Here is a 17,361-nt window from a genome sequence, read left to right as displayed (position 1 = left end):
ACTTAGCTTAGAACGGAGAAACGTTGAGGAAGAAACGCTGCAACCAACCCATGTTTTGCGCTTCATTGATATAACCGTTACCCACATATTCGATACGGGCATCGGCCACCTGAGTCGAAGGCACAGAGTTAGTACCGCTGATGGTTCTCGGGTTCACAACACCAGAGAAGCGTATAAATTCGGTACCTTGATTGATGGCAATCTGTTTTTCGCCCACAACCTGCAAGTTACCGTTCGCTAACACCTGCCCCACTGTCACCGTAATAGTGCCACTGAAGGTGTTGTTAGCATTGGCTCCACCTTTGCCGGTAAAATCATTTTTGCCTGAAGCTTCAAGGTTAGCGCGATTATTACCTAATGGACCTTCCAGATAGCGCGGTACAGTCGTCACACCAAATGACGAGGAGCCGTCGCGGCTGGCAGAAGCCGACGAGCTCTTACTTGCACTGACATTTTCCTGCAGAACAATGGTCAATATATCACCCACATTTCTCGGGCGACGGTCTTCAAACATCGGCTGATAGCCATAATTCATAGGCTGAACAGCCTGGAAGATAGATCCATTTGGCGCTGCAGTCGTGGGTGGCGCTGGTTGCGCGGACGTGGGGCCGTTAACCACTTTATCATAAGGAATATAAGCGCAACCGCTTAGCGTCAACATCACGACCAACATCAGAGATTGCGGCTGGTACAACAACTTGGTAACCGGCCTTTGCATCATCATCACTACGGATATCACCTTAAAAGGTTGCCCATTTATTCATACTCAACGGGGCAATGACAGAATAAAGCGGATATCAAATGTATTGCCGTTTTATCCACACCATCGCCCCGTTAATCGCCCAGTTTTACAGCTGGGTCAATTTCTGCAACATCTGTTCGGAGGAAGATATAGCCTTACTGTTGATTTCATACGCACGCTGCGTCTGGATCATTGAGACCAATTCTTCTGCCACGTTGACGTTAGAGGTTTCTACAAATTTTTGATACAACAAGCCAGCCCCGTTCAAACCAGGGTTGGTTTCATTGGGCGCACCTGAACTGCTGGTTTCCAGATAGAGGTTTTCACCAATGCTTTCCAAGCCGCTGTCATTGATAAAGGTCGCTAACGTCATTTGCCCAATCTGGTTCGTTGCCGTCTGCCCTTGCAACTTGACACTGACAATACCATCGCGACCAATGGTGAGTTCCGTGGCATTGGCAGGAATCGTGATGGCTGGCTGAACCAGATAGCCACTTGAGGTTACCAACTGACCATTACCGTCCAGTTGAAATGCTCCGTCACGGGTATAAGCCGTCGTACCATCAGGCATCTGCACTTGAAAAAACCCTTGCCCATTGATAGCGACATCTTTGGAGTTTCCGGTTTCCGACATCCCACCCTGAGTATGAATTCGCTCAGTAGACACTGGGCGAACCCCGGTACCCAATTGTAAACCAGAAGGCAGCGTTGTCTGTTCCGACGACTGAGCACCTGGCTGGCGGATGGTTTGATACAGCAGATCTTCAAACACAGCGCGTTGACGTTTAAACCCATTGGTGCTGACGTTCGCCAAGTTGTTGGAGATAACGTCCATATTGGTTTGCTGTGCGTTCAAACCGGTTTTTGCAATCCACAACGAACGGATCATAAAGCAACTCCTTCACGCAAATGGCGTGTTAGCTTATTGCCAATAGTTGATTGGCACTCTGAGCATTAGTGTCGGCACTGCTAATCACTTTCATCTGCATGTCAAAGCGACGTGAGTTAGCAATCATATCCACCAAGGCACCGACTGAATCGACATTGCTGCCTTCAAGTACGCCGGGCATGATTCGTACAGTGGGGTCATTCTGTAATACGTTGCCGCGCTGCTGCTGGGCCGCTTGGGTCAAACGAAATAAACCGTCGTCAGAACGTGTTACTTCTTGCCCGGTTGCTTTCACCAGTTTCAACCGACCTAGCTGAGCTATCGTATTGGGAGCATCGCCTGCATTGAGTGAGGAGATAGTACCATCAGCGGAAATACTGATTTGCGCATTGGGTGGAATCTCAATCGGGCCGCCGTCTCCAACGACAACGCGCCCCTGGATGGTCAACTGACCATCAGCATTGATCTCCATATTCCCATTGCGAGTATAGGCTTCACCATTCGCGGTTTGCACTGCCAACCAACTCTCTTTTGGCAGTGCAATATCCATGGAACGCCCGGTGTAATCCATCACACCTTCCGACATATCCGCCCCGGGCGTAGAGGCCACCACCAGAGTACGCGTTTGTAACGTCGGTCCATTGATAGGTACAGCGCGCAACGCAGCCAATTGAGCCTTGAAACCTGGTGTTGACGCATTCGCTAGGTTGTTGGTCGTGATCGCTTGCTTTTCAAGTGACTGGCTAGCTCCGCTCATCGCGGTATAAATAGCGTGATCCATGGAATATCTCCGCTAAAACGATTAACGCAAGCTGACCAATGTTTGCAGAATGGAATCCTGCGTTTTGATAGTCTGTGCATTAGACTGGTAGAAACGCTGAGCAACGATCATATCCACCAACTCTTTACTCATATCCACGTTGGAACTTTCCGTCATATTGCCAAGCAACGACCCAAGGCTTCCCACTCCAGCCTGCCCAATAACTGGCTGACCAGATTTTTCCGTACTGGACCAAACGTTATCTCCATGGATTGATAGACCTTCCGGGTTAGAGAAACTGGCCAGCGCAATCTGTCCCAACGGTTGTGTTCTGTCGTTGGAGTATTTACCGGTGATGACACCACCACCACTAACGCTATAACCGACCAAATCTCCGGGCGGATAACCATTTTGCGTAGGCGTTTTGTTGCTGTTCGCACTAAAGTTCTGTTGCACGCTGCCAGCAAAATCAAGCGTGAAGGTCGATGCCAGAGAACCATTCAGTGCCGGTAGTGGGATGGTGCTGACTCCCGTGACAGGCGGATTACCAGTGGTAATCGTCTGTGTCTGCGATTTCAACGCGCCGCTTTCCGTAAACTCCAGTGCAATTTTAGTGAAACCAGTACCTGTTACTGAGCCATCCTGCACGTTTACCGTCCAAGCGTTATCGCCTGTTTTTTCGAAATACAGCCCGATATTATGTGGATTGCCCAATGTATCGTAGACGGTAATCGATCCCTTATAGTTCGCCGTTTCCGTGTTAGCAGGATCGAAGACCTGAACGGCATCGGATGAATTAAGGTTGGCGATAATTGACGCGACAGTCGTCTGTTGAGCAGCCATCGCTGTTTCAGGGATAGTCAACGGTACCGGATCAGCCCCTTGCTGAATAACAGGCGGCGTGCCAACAACCGGATAACCGGTCAATTGCATGCCTTTCATATTAACGATATTACGGGTAGCACCATCCAGTGTGAACTGACCATTGCGGCTAAAATACACAGAACCACTACTGTCCTGCACACGGAAGAAACCATTACCTCTGATTGCAACATTCAGTGCTCGTGAACTGGAATTTAGTGAGCCATCACCGAAATCCTGCAATGTGGACGAAACCTTTGTTCCTAAGCCAGTACCACCAGCAAACATATCTGCAAATGCAATGGTACCCGTTTTAAATCCCACAGTTGACGAGTTGGCAATGTTATTGCCAATTACGTCCAGCTTTTTCGATGCGGCATTCAAGCCGCTAACCGCTTGATAAAAAGTCATGGTGCTCTCCGGATGAGTCGATTAATTCATGCTTCAGAACTAGGTTTCGAGGTAGGCCAGATTCTGTGCTCAATGCTGTCTTTCAGTTACAAAATTTGCCGCACATCATCCAAGGTCGCTTTGCCTTGCAGCCCCAAATCCAGTTGGGCACCAGAGTCATTGCGAACAACCCCATTAACCAAGGCATAACGTAATGGCTGTACAGTTTGTTGAGCACCATTCGTGCTGGCCGCAACAGTAAAGGTATAGGACCCATCAGAAACAGCAGTACCGTCTGCCAACTTGCCATCCAAACCCCATGAATGCACACCGGCGGTTAGTGCACCAAGTTCAAGGGTGCGCGCCACCTTACCTGTACTGTCAGTGATGGTAACAGTGACGTTTTCAGCCGCACTTTCAAGCTCAAGGCCAAACGGTGTGCTGGTATCATTACCCACCAAAATTTCGTTTCCGGGAACCATCACACCATGACCAATCAGAGTCGTTGCCTGTATAGACTGGTTATTGTTGATCTGCCCAGAAATAGAACCGAGTGTCGTGTTGAGCTTCTCAATCCCGCTTACGGTGTTCAGCTGCGCCAGCTGACTGACCAATTGATTGTTGTCCATCGGGTTAGTTGGATCCTGATTCTTTAACTGAGCTACCAGCAGCGTCAAAAATTGATTCTGTAGATCAGCACTGGTGTTTGCCGTTACGGAGTTTGACGAGCTGCTGGTACTGCTCGTCTTACTGGCGGAAGTGGTATCATTAATCGTTACCGACATTTACACGAATCTCCCAGTTATTGCCCGATAGTCAATGTTTTCAGCATCATCGTCTTCGTGGTATTCAGCACCTCGACGTTGGCCTGATAACTGCGCGATGCAGAAATGGTGTTGACCATCTCCGCGACCGGATCCACGTTTGGCATACGGACATAACCTTGCCCATCCGCTAACGGATTACCGGGTTCATAAACCAGACGCGCAGGGGAAGGGTCTTCGATAACGTTGGAGACGCGCACTCCTCCCGTTGCCTGACCTGCCGGCGCATTTACTTCAAAAACAACCTGCTTGGCACGATAGGGTTGCCCATCTGGGCCAGTCACACTGTCTGCGTTCGCCAAGTTACTTGCACTGACATTCAAACGCTGGGATTGCGCTGAGAGTGCGGAACCGGAAATATCAAATATGCTTAGCAGTGACATAACGCCTTAACCTCCTCTTCCATCACCCTCAGGATGAACCTGATTGCAGTACTGACATCATGCCTTTGATCTGACCACCCAATACGGTAAGACTGGTTTGATATTTCAGGCTGTTGTCGGCAAAATTGGTACGTTCACGATCCATATCAACGGTGTTGCCATCCAGGGCAGGTTGATCGGGAACGCGATACAGTAAATCAAGTTCTGGCGGCTGAAAGTTCTGTGCCGGGATATGACGAGTGGAGGTGGTTTTCAATGCAATCCCCGTGCCGCTTACTCGGCCTTGCTCCATCACTTTGTTGAGCTGGCTTGCAAAATCGATATCGCGCGCCTGATAACCCGGCGTGTCAGCATTGGCGATATTCGCCGCCAAGATTTCTTGTCGTTGGGCACGCAGATTCAACGCTTCCTGTTGAAACCGGAATGAGGCGTCAAGTTTGTCGAGCATGCTCCCTCCGCAAATGAGAATTTGGAGTTGGTAGGATAATTCCTATGCTGATACAGCCATCGCGAGAATAAGCGTGAAATGCAACGCTATTTATTGCCTTAACGCACCGCAGAGATCTTTACAATAGGCTGTGTCCCTTAATTGCTTGAGCTATAGTATCCATCTGTTTCTACGACACTTTTGATTATGGCTCGCTACGATCTTTCTGATGAAGCATGGGTAATCATTGAGCCCTTGTTGCCAACCGTTTTGACATCTCCGCGGGCCGGCCGGCCGTGGGCAGAACATAGAAAAATCTTCAACGGCATGTTCTGGATACTGTGTTCAGGCGCACCATGGCGTGATTTACCTGAACGTTATGGCCCATGGAAAACCGTTTATAACCGTTTCAATAGATGGTCAAAGTCTGGAATTATTAACATTATTTTCAATAAGTTATTTTCATTTCTTGATACTCATGGAGTTGTTGACTGGTCAGCCACTGCGCTGGATGGCAGTAATATCCGTGCGCTCAAATGTGCGGCTGGCGCTCAAAAAAACATCTCGATATTACCAACGATAATAGCTTGGGTCGCTCACGAGGTGGTTATGGCACCAAAATCCACATGGCAGCTGACGGAAGCGGCATCCCGCTAAACATCGAACTGAGTGCTGGGCAGGGTCACGAAAGCCTGTTTGCGTTACGACTCCTGGACGGAATTGGCGTGCAACACCAGAACGGCAGCATGAAGCGTCATGGCCATGCAGTACTGGCTGACAAAGCCTACTCTGGGAATGCACTACGTAACGAGTTGAAAAAAAGAGGGATAAAAACGGTTATTCCCCCGAAAATCAAATGAAAAACTGGCTTCAGATGGACGCTCGCAACTTGATCGTGACGCTTATCGCCGTCGCAACGTTGTGGAAAGGTGTTTTGGCCGTTTAAAGGAATATCGACGGATCGCCACACGTTATGAAAAAATGGCAAGAAACTATCTATAGCCAAGCGACATTATTTTGATAACAATTAGCTGTATTTTTTTGCCACATATCAGGGCATTGGTTGTAATCATTTTTAAGTCGCTTGGCTATAGCAATGGTGAAACTGGGCTGCATCCGCTTGTTTTACCGCCGGTTACGCAATTAAGGGACACAGCCTAGATAAGGCAGTGATCTTCAAGAGGTGAAGTCAGTGAAAAAACCATTTTATTCCTCTATTTTTGCGCTACTGACCAGCCTGATAGGGAATGTGCACGTTGCCGTTGCAGCCGATTTACAGGCTCAACTCGATCAGTTTTTTCATGCGCGTTTTCCAGACAAGCACAGCAGCGTCACCGTTATGATTAAATCTCCGCCGGAGCAATGGCCGCAGTGCGAAGCTCCCGTGCTCGCGTTGTCAAACAATACTCGCGTCTGGGGTAATGTCAGTGTATCCGTTCGTTGTGGCGACCAGCGGCGTTTCATTCAGGCCGAAGTACAAGTCACAGGGAATTACCTGGTGAGCGCTCGGCAATTACGCCGCGGAGTCGCTTTGACTACGTCTGACCTGAGGCAAATGACAGGGCGATTAGACTTGTTGCCGCCACGTGCGCTGCTGTTGCCTAAAGATGCTATAGGGGCCGTGTTACTGCGCGATCTGTCGCCGGGACAACCATTGACCCGCGCCATGCTCCGTCGTGCATGGATAGTTAAATCAGGCCAAACGGTACAGGTGCTGGCGCAAGGCGTAGGCTTTAGTATTAACAGTGAAGGAAAAGCAATGGGTAACGCTGCTGTTGGTCAATCCGTGCGCGTGCGTATGGCATCAGGGCAAATCGTCAGTGGTATTGCGGGTGAAGACGGTATTATTTATATTGCGCAATAATAAATTAAAGTATTCGTCATTGTTGCCGATGATACCTACAGAGTAAATTTTGCGTCGCCCCTTCCTTTCGTGTGGCGTTTATGTAAACCTGAGTGGAATCAGGTTATTATTTAACCTTTTGACACCTCATTTTAGAGGGTAACATTATGAGCATTGAACGCACCCAGCCTCTGAAACCTGTCACTCAAGTACAGTCTCGCGACGCCAGTGAAGCGAGGAAGCAAAAACGTGTACAAACGCCCACCCAAAGTGAAGTGGCAGGAACCCAGGTTAAGCTGAGCGACGCGCAAGCTCGTTTGATGCAGCCTGGCACACAAGATATCGATATGAATCGTGTGGAAACGCTGAAGCAGGCCATTCGTGATGGTTCTTTACAGATTGATGCGGGTAAAATCGCAGATGCACTGATCAAAGATACTCAAGACTTCTTGGCGAATAATTGATAATTATGGAAAAATTGCGAACAACGCTTGATGCGGTACTCGATACCCTAGACCAGCTGAACACTATCTTATCAGAAGAGCAAGCCCTGCTCGGTGCTGGTCATATTAACAGCGTTGCTTTACAGAAGGTTACTGATACTAAAAGTGCCACCTTGGCAACTGTGCAATATCTTGATAAGAATCGGCAGGAAATTGAAAATCGCTTGCAGCTTCATGCTCCTTACGAATCAGATGCTGAGCTATTCGAACGTTGGCAGGCTATTCAAGCATTAACGGCTCATTTGCATGATATGAACAAGCACAGTGGCATGTTGCTGAATCAGCACATTTCCTATACTAATGAGGCCATTGCGATACTGAAACCTCGCCATGGTCAGAGCCTTTATGGCCCTGATGGACAATCATCAGGATTGGTGGTCGGCGGCAGGAAAATCAATTTATAACACTAGGTGTGTTACTCATAACTAACGGCGATTTCTACTCGCCGTATGTCTATTGGGCGATAAACACGCCCTTTGCCTTCTAGGAAATAGGTAAAACGGAACTCGCTGGTGGCTGGCAAACCACGAAAAGCCAGTGTCTGCCCACTTCCTCCCTCAATTTCAGCGCAGCGTTGTACTGTACACAGTTTAACGCGTAAGCTAGGGTCATATACCCCATCGATGGCATAGCGCCAATATACCACAGTGATCGAATTATCCGGTTTGACGCCTTGCAATGGCGTAGGAGCCAAAGGTGCAGAGTTGAACAGTTGACCACGATACGTCAACATCACCCCTGATGTGCTGGCGTTCCATCCCCCTTGTCCTGCAAAGACAGCAAGAGGTACAAGTGCCAATAACAAGACTGAGAGCCGTCTAACACTCATTATGCTTCTCCAATCATTGCCGTCATTCTTATCTGCCGACTGTCACTGATTTCAAGGTTGGATAACACCGCCATCTGCGGCAAACTACGATGTAAAAAGCGCGCAAGCAAACCACGTAATGCATGGTTTACCAACAGAACCGGAGGAGCCCCCAGCATTTCCTGCCGACTTAGCGCCTGCCTGGCTTGTGCCAAAAGTCTATCGGCAAGGCCCGGTTCCAATCCTCCACCACCTTGCAGCGCTTGCAATAAGATTCGCTCAAGGGAACTATCCAAACCGATCACTTGCAACTCCCCATCACTAGGGAACCATTGCTGAGTAATGGCCCGGCCCAAAGCAACGCGCACCACTGTCGTCAGCTCATAAGGATCTGGTTGTACAGGCGCGTGCTCAGCAAGTGTTTCAACAATAGTGCGCATATCGCGGATAGAGACTTTCTCTTTAAGCAGATTTTGCAACACCTTGTGCAAGGTGGTCAGCGTGACAACACCTGGGATCAAATCCTCAGTCAGCTTCGGCATTTCCTGCGTGACACGGTCCATCAGTTGCTGCGCTTCCTGGCGGCCAAACAGCTCACTCGCATAGAGCCCAATAAGATGGTTAAGATGTGTAACAACCACGGTGCTCGCTTCCACTACCGTATAGCCTTGCGTTTGCGCCTGCTCCTTCAACACCCCTTCAATCCACACAGCAGGCAAACCGAATGCCGGATCTTGCGTCTTGTCACCCGGCAATTCGCCAAATGCATTTCCAGGGTTAATCGCCATCCAGCGACCGGGATACGCTTCGCCGTGTCCCACTTCAACCCCTTTCATCAAGATACGGTAACTTGCAGGGGGTAATTCCATATTGTCACGAATGTGCACCACTGGCGGCAGGAAGCCCATCTCTTGCGCGAATTTTTTGCGAATACTGCGAATTCGCCCCAGCAGTTCACCATCCTGCTGATGATCGACCATGGGAATCAGCCGGTAACCCACTTCCATTCCCAGCGGATCTTCCAACTGCACATCAGACCAAGTTGCTTCAATGACCTTGGGTTTCTCATGTAACTGTTGTTCAACGCCAGCGACAAGCACAACGCCCTCACGGTTTTTCATCCACCAGGCCAATCCAAGTAGCGCTGCGGTGAAGAGCAAGAAGACAAAGTTAGGCATCCCCGGAACCAAGCCGATCAGCCCCAGCACCCCAGCGCTCAGAATCATCACTCGTGGATTATTGAACAGTTGCGTGACCATTTGCTGGCCAACATCCTGATCTGTACTCACGCGGGTAACGATGACACCTGCCGCTGTCGAGATAACTAACGCGGGGATTTGCGCCACCAAACCATCACCGATGGTTAACAAGGTATAGCTTTCTGCTGCCTGGCCCATCGCCATATTGTGCTGCACAACCCCAACCAACAGCCCACCGACAATGTTGATCACCATAATGATCAAACCAGCGATAGAGTCTCCACGCACAAATTTACTGGCACCGTCCATTGAACCGTAAAAGTCGGCTTCCTGGGTAACTTCCGCACGACGCTTTTTTGCTTCATCTTCACCGATCAAACCGGCGTTTAAATCTGCATCAATTGCCATCTGTTTACCGGGCATCCCATCCAGGACAAAACGGGCCCCTACTTCAGCAATACGTCCGGCACCCTTGGTGATCACCATAAAGTTGATTAACACCAAAATAATGAATACCACGATACCGATAGCAAAATTGCCGCCCACCAAAAAGTGACCGAACGCCTCTACTACACGTCCCGCTGCCGCTGTACCTGTGTGACCTTCCAGCAAAATAATACGCGTCGATGCAACGTTCAGCGACAAACGCAACAATGTAGAGAACAACAAAATGGTTGGGAAGGCTGCGAAATCCAACGTGCGTTGCGTGAACATTGCGACCAATAACACCATGATGGAGAGTGCAATGTTGAAGGTAAAGAGCAGATCCAAAATGAAGGGAGGCAGCGGCAACACCATCATGGAAAGGATCAGAAGGATGAGGACTGGGCCCGCCAAAATTTGCCACTGGGTGTTTTTAAACGCTGTAGGTAGTCGCAGTAAAGAGGCCAAATCAGGCATCGGTATTCATCTCTTCAGGTGGTACAAAATCAAGCGCTTTCGGGACAGGAAGATCTTTGGGTTTACGCGGGATGAGTCCCCCCTCACGCCGCCAACGTCTTAGTTGGTAAACCCATGCCAATACTTCTGCCACGGCAGCATACAGTGTTGCTGGAATGTGTTCGCCAATTTCTGCATGGCGAAACAGAGCTCGCGCCAACGGCTGTGCCTCCAACACGGGAATGCGATGTTCGGCACCCAGCTCTCGAATACGCAGGGCAATTTCTCCTACCCCCTTTGCCAAAACCCGAGGCGCACTCATTTTTTTATCATCATATTGCAGGGCGACAGAATAGTGTGTCGGGTTGGTAACGATCACATCCGCCTTTGGCACATCGGCCATCATCCGTCGCTGGGCCAGCGCACGCTGCTGTTGACGTATCCGACCTTTCACATGCGGATCGCCTTCACTTTGCTTATGTTCATCGCGGATATCCTGTTTACTCATCCGCAATTTTTTTAAATGGCTCCAAAGCTGCCAGAAAACGTCAAAAGCCACCATGGGAATAAGCCCCATGATGACAAAAAATGCGCATATCGCTACCAGCTCCAGCGCATCTCCTAACGCGGCAATAGGCGGTTCAGAGAGCAGATGGAGCATCTTTGGCCAGTTATGTAACAAGAACCAGCCAGCAATTAATCCTACCAATATGGACTTGAGGATGGCTTTAAACAGCTCTGCCAACACTTGCGAAGAAAATATGCGCTTTAAGCCACTGATCGGGTTCAGCTTGGTCAGATCGAATTTAATGGAGCTTGGACTAAACAGCACTCCCCCCAGTAACATCGGGGCAGCAATCGCCACCAGTACAGCGCCAACCATTAAAGGAACCAACGCTGAAACACCCTGCATCAGCAATGACCCCAAATGGCGTAATAGTAACTTGTCATCACTGACTAACCCAGGGTCAAAATGAAGCCCTTGCGCCACCATGCCAGAAAGTTTCCGCGCCATCGAGCTGCCGCCAAACCATAAGAGTGCCAGCCCTGAAATCAGCATTAACAGCGACGTTAATTCGCGCGAACGCGGAATCTGGCCTTCTTCCCTCGCCTTTTCTTGTCGGTGGGGTGTGGGGGCCTCTGTTTTTTCCAGATCGCTATCTTCAGCCACAGCCGTGTTCCGATCGCATTCAGTCAGGTTAAGGAGTAACGCTTAGCATGACAAATGTCCGCAATCCTTATGGCTTGAACAACGAAACAAACCTATAGCTTATTCAGGGATAGGGTAATACCAATAGAAACACCGTGACTGATCCACAGATCAATCACGGTGCAAAAGAAGCGTGCATCAGTGGGAGGCTCTGCACTGCTGCACTCCCTCTGACTGCATTAGAAACCCAGGCTGTCGAGCAAGTCATCAACCTGATCCTGACTGGATACCACGCCTGCGGCGGTGAGGACCGTTGAGCAAACTGTTATAGCTAAACGACTTAATTTTGATTACATTATTTAAATGAGCTATTCAATTGATTTTAGACGTAAAGTGATATCTACACGGGAAGAAGAAGGGTTGAGTATCCGAGAAACAGCGAAGCAATTTCGGATTGGCCCTGCCTCTGTATCGCGTTGGATTAATCAAATAGCGTCAAAAGCATCGACCACGCGTCAGCGAAAGAGCGATAAATCCGAGTTGATAAAAGATGTTGAACCATATCCAGATGCTTACCAAAAAGAACGTGCAGAGCGTTTTGGCGTTTGTCAGAAGGCCATTTGGCAAGCTCTTAAAAAGCTGGGATTGACCTATAAAAAAACGCTACGTCATCCGAAAGCCGACGAAAGCGCCCGGCAAGCATTTCAACAAAAAATACAACAGTATGAAAAAGAAGGTAAGCCTATTGTTTTTATTGATGAAAGTGGTTTTCCACACGATACCCCACGGACTCACGGCTATTCCCCAAAAGGTCAACGGTGTTTTGGCCTGAAGAACGGCGGAGCCAAGGGAAGAACAAATGTTATCGGCGCTTTATTAGGCACAACGCTGTTTGCTATCGGATTATTTGATATCAATATTAACAGCGATGTTTTCTATTCCTGGGTCACACAAGTCCTTATCCCAGTACTCCCTAAAAACAGGGTAATCGTGATGGACAATGCAACTTTTCACAAAAAACATAATATTCAACAAGTCATCATCGATGCAGGGTATATGGTGGAGTATTTGCCTACATATTCGCCAGATCTTAACCCCATTGAGCATAAATGGGCACAAGCAAAAAGCAAAAAAAGAGAGAGTGGTTGCGATACAGAGATTTTGTTCTCAGTCCATATGGTGTAATCAAAATTAAGTTGCTTAGCTATATCTGGCTATCAACGATATCGAGCATACGAAAACGAAGGCGATGTCTCCGCAGACGAACGGCATCTGCGAGCGCTTCCATAAAACCATTTTGCAGGATTTTTATCAGGTTACGTTCCGCAAGAAGTTATATCGAGACCTAGAAAGCCTGCAGGTAGATCTGGACAACTGGTTGTGGCATTATAATAATGAGCGAACTCATCAGGGAAAAATGTGCTGCGGGCGTACGCCGATGGCCACTTTATTCGATGGAAAATGGATCTGAACCATATGTAATCTGACAGACACCTGTATAAATAATCGGTAACTGTCAGATCAGGTCTGAGCTAGTACAGATTAATCCAACGCGATACAGAGGCAGGGCCAATCCGAAATTGCTTCGCTGTTTCTCGGATACTCAACCCTTCTTCTTCCCGTGTAGATATCACTTTACGTCTAAAATCAATTGAATAGCTCATTTAAATAATGTAATCAAAATTAAGTCGTTTATCTATATAGTATCCATCTGTTTCTACGACACTTTTGATTATGGCTCGCTACGATCTTTCTTATGAAGCATGGGCAATCATTGAGCCCTTGTTGCCAACCGTTTTGAGATCTCCGCAGGCCGGCCGGCCGTGGGCAGAACATCGAAAAATCTTCAACGGCATGTTCTGGATACTGTGTTCAGGCGCACCATGGCGTGATTTACCTGAACGTTACGGCCCATGAAAAACCGTTTATAACCGTTTCAATAGATGGTCAAAGTCTGGAATCATTAACATTATTTTCAATAAGTTACTTTCATTTCTTGATGCTCATGGACTTGTTGACTGGTCAGCCACTGCGCTGGATGACAGTAATATCCGTGCGCTCGTGTGCGGCTGGCGCTCAAAAAAACATCTCGATATTACCAACGATAATAGCCTGGGTCGCTCACGAGGTGGTTATGGCACCAAAATCCACATGGCGACTGACAGAAGCGGCATCCCGCTAAACATCGTACTGAGTGCTGGGCAGGGTCACGAAAGCCTGTTTGCGTTACGACTCCTGGACGGAATTGGCGTGCAACGCCAGAACGGCAGCATGAAGCGTCGTGGCCATGCAGTACTGGCTGACAAAGCCTACTCTGGGAATGCACTACGTAACGAGTTGAAAAAAAGAGGGATAAAAACGGTTATTCCCCGAAAATCAAATGAAAAACTGGCTTCAGATGGACGCTCGCAACTTGATCGTGATGCTTATCGCCGTCGCAACGTTGTGGAAAGGTGTTTTGGCCGTTTAAAGGAATATCGACGGATCGCCACACGTTATGAAAAAATGGCAAGAAACTATCTAGCAATGGTGAAACTGGGCTGCATCCGCTTGTTTTACCGCCGCTTACGCAATTAAGGGACACAGCCTAGGCTTCTACCAGCAGGATCCACTGGCGCGATTAAAATCCTGGCAGCAGGCGAATCAGCGGACCCCCGTGCTATATTGATGAAGAATTGGTCTTGGCTGTACACAACCTAAGCAATCAGACAATACGGGCTAATTTACCGTTGACAGCCTGCCAGCCGACCGATAATATTCGCCCCGCTTACGCAATTCCTCTGTAGTTCAGTCGGTAGAACGGCGGACTGTTAATCCGTATGTCACTGGTTCGAGTCCAGTCAGAGGAGCCAAATTTTTCAGGAGCTTACATACGTAACCCATCATCTTTCAGAATATTTCAGAATTCCCTGTTTCACAACTTGCATAATCATTCAATAGTGCTTACGTGCATATCCTAGGCAAAATCACCTAACCACACCTGCTACCTCATTTGACGAAGGAAATCCCATGCACTATAGTCGCTTTCAGGTGCTGAACACACCTCTAACAGCGGATACCGCGCCCGAAAGTAATGCGGTTTTTTTACGTCCATAGATTGTTATGGCCGGGTAGCGAGTAGCGATACAACACCCGTTAGGGAAAAGCTGCTGGCCGTCTGTTAGCGGTGTTCAAGTACCCGGCCGCCCATATGAACAATGGGTAAACTGAACAATCTAACAGGACATTAAAAATGAGCATTCAATCTTTTTCATTTGGCTATTTGCATTCTGAGGTAGGATCGCAGATTTAATCTGGTAATGGAATTCACACTCTTTTGTGCAAAACATGGTTGACGATCACCTTTAGACCATAGTACCGTTTCGTGCAAAAGATGGTTGGAGGCCAGAATGAACGACTTTACGGGATCAGCAGCTTTACAAGCTGACTTTATTTGGAAGAATGCAGAAGACCTGTGGGGTGACTTCAAGCATACAGACTTTCGCAAGATCATCTTGCCGTTTACCTTGCTGCGTCGTTTAGAGTGTGCGCTGGAGCCGACTCGCGAGGCGGTTAGGGATGCTTATAGCCTCTTCAAGGATTCTGATATCGAACTGGATACCGTACTGCGCTCGACGGCCATTTACCCCTTCTACAACACCTCTGAATACTCACTCGCTACGCTGGGTAACAGCAAGACTCGCCGCAATCTGGAAGACTATCTAGCCTTGTTTTCGGATAATGCTCGGGCTATTTTCGAGGAATTCGAATTCGGCAATACTGTGATCCGACTGGAGAAGGCTGGGCTGCTGTACAAGATTTTCCAGAACTTCGCCAAGATCGACCTGCATCCTGACGTACTGCCAGACCGGGTGATGAGCAATATCTATGAACACCTGATCCGCCGCCTAGAGTTTGATCCTGGGCGCGACCTGTCCAAGAACATTCGCCAAGGCAGCACGCTCTCCAACGATCAGTTTGCCGGTGAGCGCTTCCACTACTGCTTGTCCAATCCGCCTTTCGGAAAGAAATGGGAGAAAGATAAAAAAGCCGTTGAGGATGAACACGAAAAAGGCGAGCTGGGCCGCTTAGGGCCGGGTCTGCCGAAGATCAGCGACAGCTCCATGTTGTTTTTGATGCACTTGGCCAGCAAGCTGGAACTGCCTGCCAATGGCGGTGGACGTGCGGCTATCGTGTTGTCGGGTTCGCCACTATTTAATGGTGGTGCCGCTTCCGGTGAATCGGAAATCCGCCGCTGGTTGCTGGAGAATGATCTAGTTGAAACTATTATAGCTTTGCCGACAGACTTGTTCTTCCGCACCAATATCGCCACTTATCTCTGGATACTGTCCAATAAAAAATTGGAGCAGCGCAAAGAGAAGGTGCAGCTGATCAACGCCACCAGTCTCTGGACTTCCATTAAGAATGAAGGCAACAAACGCCGAATCGTGAGCGATGATCAGCGCTGCCAGATCCTAGATATGTATGCTGCTGGAGAAACCGACAAACTCTCCAAAATGCTGGATTACCGGACTTTTGGTTATCGCCGTATCAAGGTGCTGCGCCCATTGCGAATGAAGTTGATTTTGGACCAAGAAGGGCTTGACCGACTGGTATCTGATTCTACGTGGCTGAAGCTGTCGTCCGCTCATCAATCCTTCTGGTTGGATGCAATCAAGCCGTTATCAGGACAAACCAAGGATTACAACTGGGCTGAAACCTTTGCTAAAGATGCTGCAAAGTCCGATAAGGCAAAGGCGCTCAAGGTAAAGGCAACCAAGACCCTTATCACCGCCTTGATCACCGCCTTTGGGCATAAAGACCCAGAAGCCGAGCCGGTTACGGATGCCAACGGCGAACTTGTGCCGGACGCCTATCTGGACGAGAGTTTTACCGATGCCAGAGATGGTCTGTTGGGCCGCGTCGGCTACGAGATCAATTTCAACCGCTTCTTCTACCAGTATGAGCCACCGCGCAAGCTGCACGATATTGACGACGAGCTGAAGCAGGTAGAAGCCGAGATAGCCGCACTACTGGCAGAGGTGGCGAGCGAATGAGCCAGTACAAAACGTATCCTGCGTATAAGGATTCTGGCGTTGAGTGGATTGGGCAGGTGCCGGAGCATTGGGAGGTGAAGCCCATTTGCCGAGTAACCTCAGTCAATGATGATGCTTTGTCAGATTCAACCACTGGAACAACGCGCATTAGTTACGTCGATATATCGTCCGTAGGATATTTGGAGGGCATCAAGCAAGCTACGGAAATGGCTTTTGCAGATGCTCCGTCCAGAGCCAGACGCAAGGCATCTACTGGGGATGTAGTCGTTTCCACCGTAAGGACATACTTGAAGGCAGTTGCCGCAGTTACTGATGAGTATGCTGATTCTGTGTTCTCAACAGGATTTGCCGTTCTTCGTGCCCGCAAGTTGGAACAACCCTTCCTTAAATGGATGATTCTTAACGAACTTATTGTCCAGGCTATTGAGGCTCATTCTGAGGGGCTGAGCTATCCGGCAATAAATGCTTCTGCCTTAGTTAAGCTCAAAAGTGTCATCCCATCACCAGACGAACAAGCCATCATCTCTGCCACCCTCGACCGCGAAACCGCTCGTATTGATGCGCTGATTGGCAAGGCGGAACAAAGTATCACCTTGCTCAAAGAACGCTGGGCCGCCTTTATCACAGCCGCAGTTACCGGTCAGATTGATTTGCGAGGAGAATAATA

17 protein-coding genes, 1 tRNA gene and 3 pseudogenes are annotated in these 17,361 nt (G+C 48.7%); 10 read left to right on the top strand and 11 right to left on the bottom strand.

Going from position 1 to position 17,361, the window contains the following annotated elements; all coding sequences use genetic code 11:
* Positions 1–7 precede the first annotated feature (7 nt).
* The 7 genes from flgH to flgB all read right to left on the bottom strand — a co-directional run bounded on the left by flgH (position 8) and on the right by flgB (position 5,297).
* Complete coding sequence (flgH, locus tag ACD630_RS21740; protein ID WP_430361237.1) at positions 8–721, bottom strand: flagellar basal body L-ring protein FlgH; 714 nt, start codon at positions 719–721, stop codon at positions 8–10.
* A gap of 127 nt (positions 722–848) precedes the next feature.
* Positions 849–1,631: a flagellar basal-body rod protein FlgG gene (gene flgG / locus ACD630_RS21735; protein ID WP_430360617.1), complete on the bottom strand. Its 783-nt coding sequence runs from the start codon at positions 1,629–1,631 to the stop codon at positions 849–851.
* Positions 1,632–1,659: 28 nt separating this feature from the next.
* Positions 1,660–2,412, bottom strand: a complete 753-nt coding sequence (locus tag ACD630_RS21730; protein WP_430360616.1) for a flagellar basal body rod protein FlgF — start codon at positions 2,410–2,412, stop codon at positions 1,660–1,662.
* A gap of 21 nt (positions 2,413–2,433) precedes the next feature.
* Entirely contained in the window at positions 2,434–3,663 is a 1,230-nt protein-coding gene (gene flgE / locus ACD630_RS21725) for a flagellar hook protein FlgE (RefSeq protein WP_430360615.1), read from the bottom strand.
* Positions 3,664–3,749: 86 nt separating this feature from the next.
* Positions 3,750–4,427: a flagellar hook assembly protein FlgD gene (gene flgD / locus ACD630_RS21720; RefSeq protein WP_430360614.1), complete on the bottom strand. Its 678-nt coding sequence runs from the start codon at positions 4,425–4,427 to the stop codon at positions 3,750–3,752.
* Between the two features lie 17 nt (positions 4,428–4,444).
* Complete coding sequence (gene flgC / locus ACD630_RS21715; RefSeq protein WP_195312463.1) at positions 4,445–4,849, bottom strand: flagellar basal body rod protein FlgC; 405 nt, start codon at positions 4,847–4,849, stop codon at positions 4,445–4,447.
* A gap of 28 nt (positions 4,850–4,877) precedes the next feature.
* The gene (gene flgB / locus ACD630_RS21710) at positions 4,878–5,297 is read right to left on the bottom strand and encodes a flagellar basal body rod protein FlgB (protein ID WP_430360613.1); all 420 of its coding nucleotides are present in this window, start codon (positions 5,295–5,297) and stop codon (positions 4,878–4,880) included.
* Between the two features lie 186 nt (positions 5,298–5,483).
* Between flgB and ACD630_RS21705 the strand changes: the two are divergent.
* From ACD630_RS21705 to ACD630_RS21690, 4 genes and pseudogenes are all read left to right on the top strand, one after another.
* A pseudogene (locus ACD630_RS21705) lies at positions 5,484–6,278 on the top strand (IS5 family transposase).
* 214 nt (positions 6,279–6,492) lie between these two features.
* Complete coding sequence (gene flgA / locus ACD630_RS21700) at positions 6,493–7,140, top strand: flagellar basal body P-ring formation chaperone FlgA (RefSeq protein ID WP_430361236.1); 648 nt, start codon at positions 6,493–6,495, stop codon at positions 7,138–7,140.
* A gap of 146 nt (positions 7,141–7,286) precedes the next feature.
* On the top strand, positions 7,287–7,583 hold the full coding sequence (gene flgM, locus ACD630_RS21695) for a flagellar biosynthesis anti-sigma factor FlgM (protein WP_430360612.1): 297 nt from the start codon (positions 7,287–7,289) through the stop codon (positions 7,581–7,583).
* Positions 7,584–7,588: 5 nt separating this feature from the next.
* Positions 7,589–8,026, top strand: a complete 438-nt coding sequence (locus ACD630_RS21690; RefSeq protein WP_430360611.1) for a flagella synthesis protein FlgN — start codon at positions 7,589–7,591, stop codon at positions 8,024–8,026.
* Positions 8,027–8,037: 11 nt separating this feature from the next.
* Here the strand turns inward: ACD630_RS21690 and ACD630_RS21685 are convergent, their stop codons facing one another.
* The 3 genes from ACD630_RS21685 to flhB are packed head-to-tail and all read right to left on the bottom strand — an operon-like array spanning position 8,038 to position 11,679.
* A complete protein-coding gene (locus tag ACD630_RS21685) occupies positions 8,038–8,421 on the bottom strand; it encodes a flagellar protein FlhE (protein WP_430360610.1) in 384 nt (127 codons plus the stop codon).
* 29 nt (positions 8,422–8,450) lie between these two features.
* The gene (gene flhA / locus ACD630_RS21680) at positions 8,451–10,529 is read right to left on the bottom strand and encodes a flagellar biosynthesis protein FlhA (protein ID WP_430360609.1); all 2,079 of its coding nucleotides are present in this window, start codon (positions 10,527–10,529) and stop codon (positions 8,451–8,453) included.
* Positions 10,522–11,679 carry a flagellar biosynthesis protein FlhB gene (flhB, locus tag ACD630_RS21675; RefSeq protein WP_430360608.1) on the bottom strand — a complete coding sequence of 386 codons (1,158 nt, stop codon included), beginning with the start codon at positions 11,677–11,679 and terminating at the stop codon, positions 10,522–10,524. The genes flhA and flhB overlap by 8 nt, the downstream gene beginning before the upstream one ends.
* Before the next feature lie 342 nt (positions 11,680–12,021).
* Here flhB and ACD630_RS21670 point away from each other — a divergent pair, with 342 nt between their 5' ends.
* A complete protein-coding gene (locus ACD630_RS21670; RefSeq protein ID WP_430360607.1) occupies positions 12,022–12,843 on the top strand; it encodes an IS630 family transposase in 822 nt (273 codons plus the stop codon).
* 19 nt (positions 12,844–12,862) lie between these two features.
* Positions 12,863–13,129 (top strand): annotated as a pseudogene (locus tag ACD630_RS21665) (integrase core domain-containing protein); the annotation flags it as partial.
* A gap of 61 nt (positions 13,130–13,190) precedes the next feature.
* Here ACD630_RS21665 and ACD630_RS21660 read toward each other — a convergent pair.
* Positions 13,191–13,322 (bottom strand): IS630 transposase-related protein, encoded by a 132-nt coding sequence (locus ACD630_RS21660; protein WP_430360606.1) that lies wholly within the window; start codon positions 13,320–13,322, stop codon positions 13,191–13,193.
* Positions 13,323–13,392: 70 nt separating this feature from the next.
* Between ACD630_RS21660 and ACD630_RS21655 the strand changes: the two are divergent.
* The 4 genes and pseudogenes from ACD630_RS21655 (at position 13,393) to ACD630_RS21640 (ending at position 17,359) form a co-directional block, all read left to right on the top strand.
* A pseudogene (locus ACD630_RS21655) lies at positions 13,393–14,235 on the top strand (IS5 family transposase).
* A gap of 199 nt (positions 14,236–14,434) precedes the next feature.
* Positions 14,435–14,510 (top strand) — tRNA-Asn (locus ACD630_RS21650).
* A 537-nt stretch (positions 14,511–15,047) separates the two neighbouring features.
* On the top strand, positions 15,048–16,694 hold the full coding sequence (locus ACD630_RS21645) for a type I restriction-modification system subunit M (protein ID WP_430360605.1): 1,647 nt from the start codon (positions 15,048–15,050) through the stop codon (positions 16,692–16,694).
* Positions 16,691–17,359, top strand: a complete 669-nt coding sequence (locus ACD630_RS21640) for a hypothetical protein (protein WP_430360144.1) — start codon at positions 16,691–16,693, stop codon at positions 17,357–17,359. Before ACD630_RS21645 ends, ACD630_RS21640 begins: the two co-directional genes overlap by 4 nt.
* Positions 17,360–17,361: the final 2 nt, after the last annotated feature.

Source organism: Symbiopectobacterium sp. RP (genome assembly GCF_050472005.1).
Taxonomy (GTDB): Bacteria; Pseudomonadota; Gammaproteobacteria; order Enterobacterales; family Enterobacteriaceae; genus Symbiopectobacterium.
The sequence above is the reverse complement of the archived record's forward strand: the minus strand, read 5'-3'. Positions and strand labels throughout refer to the sequence as shown.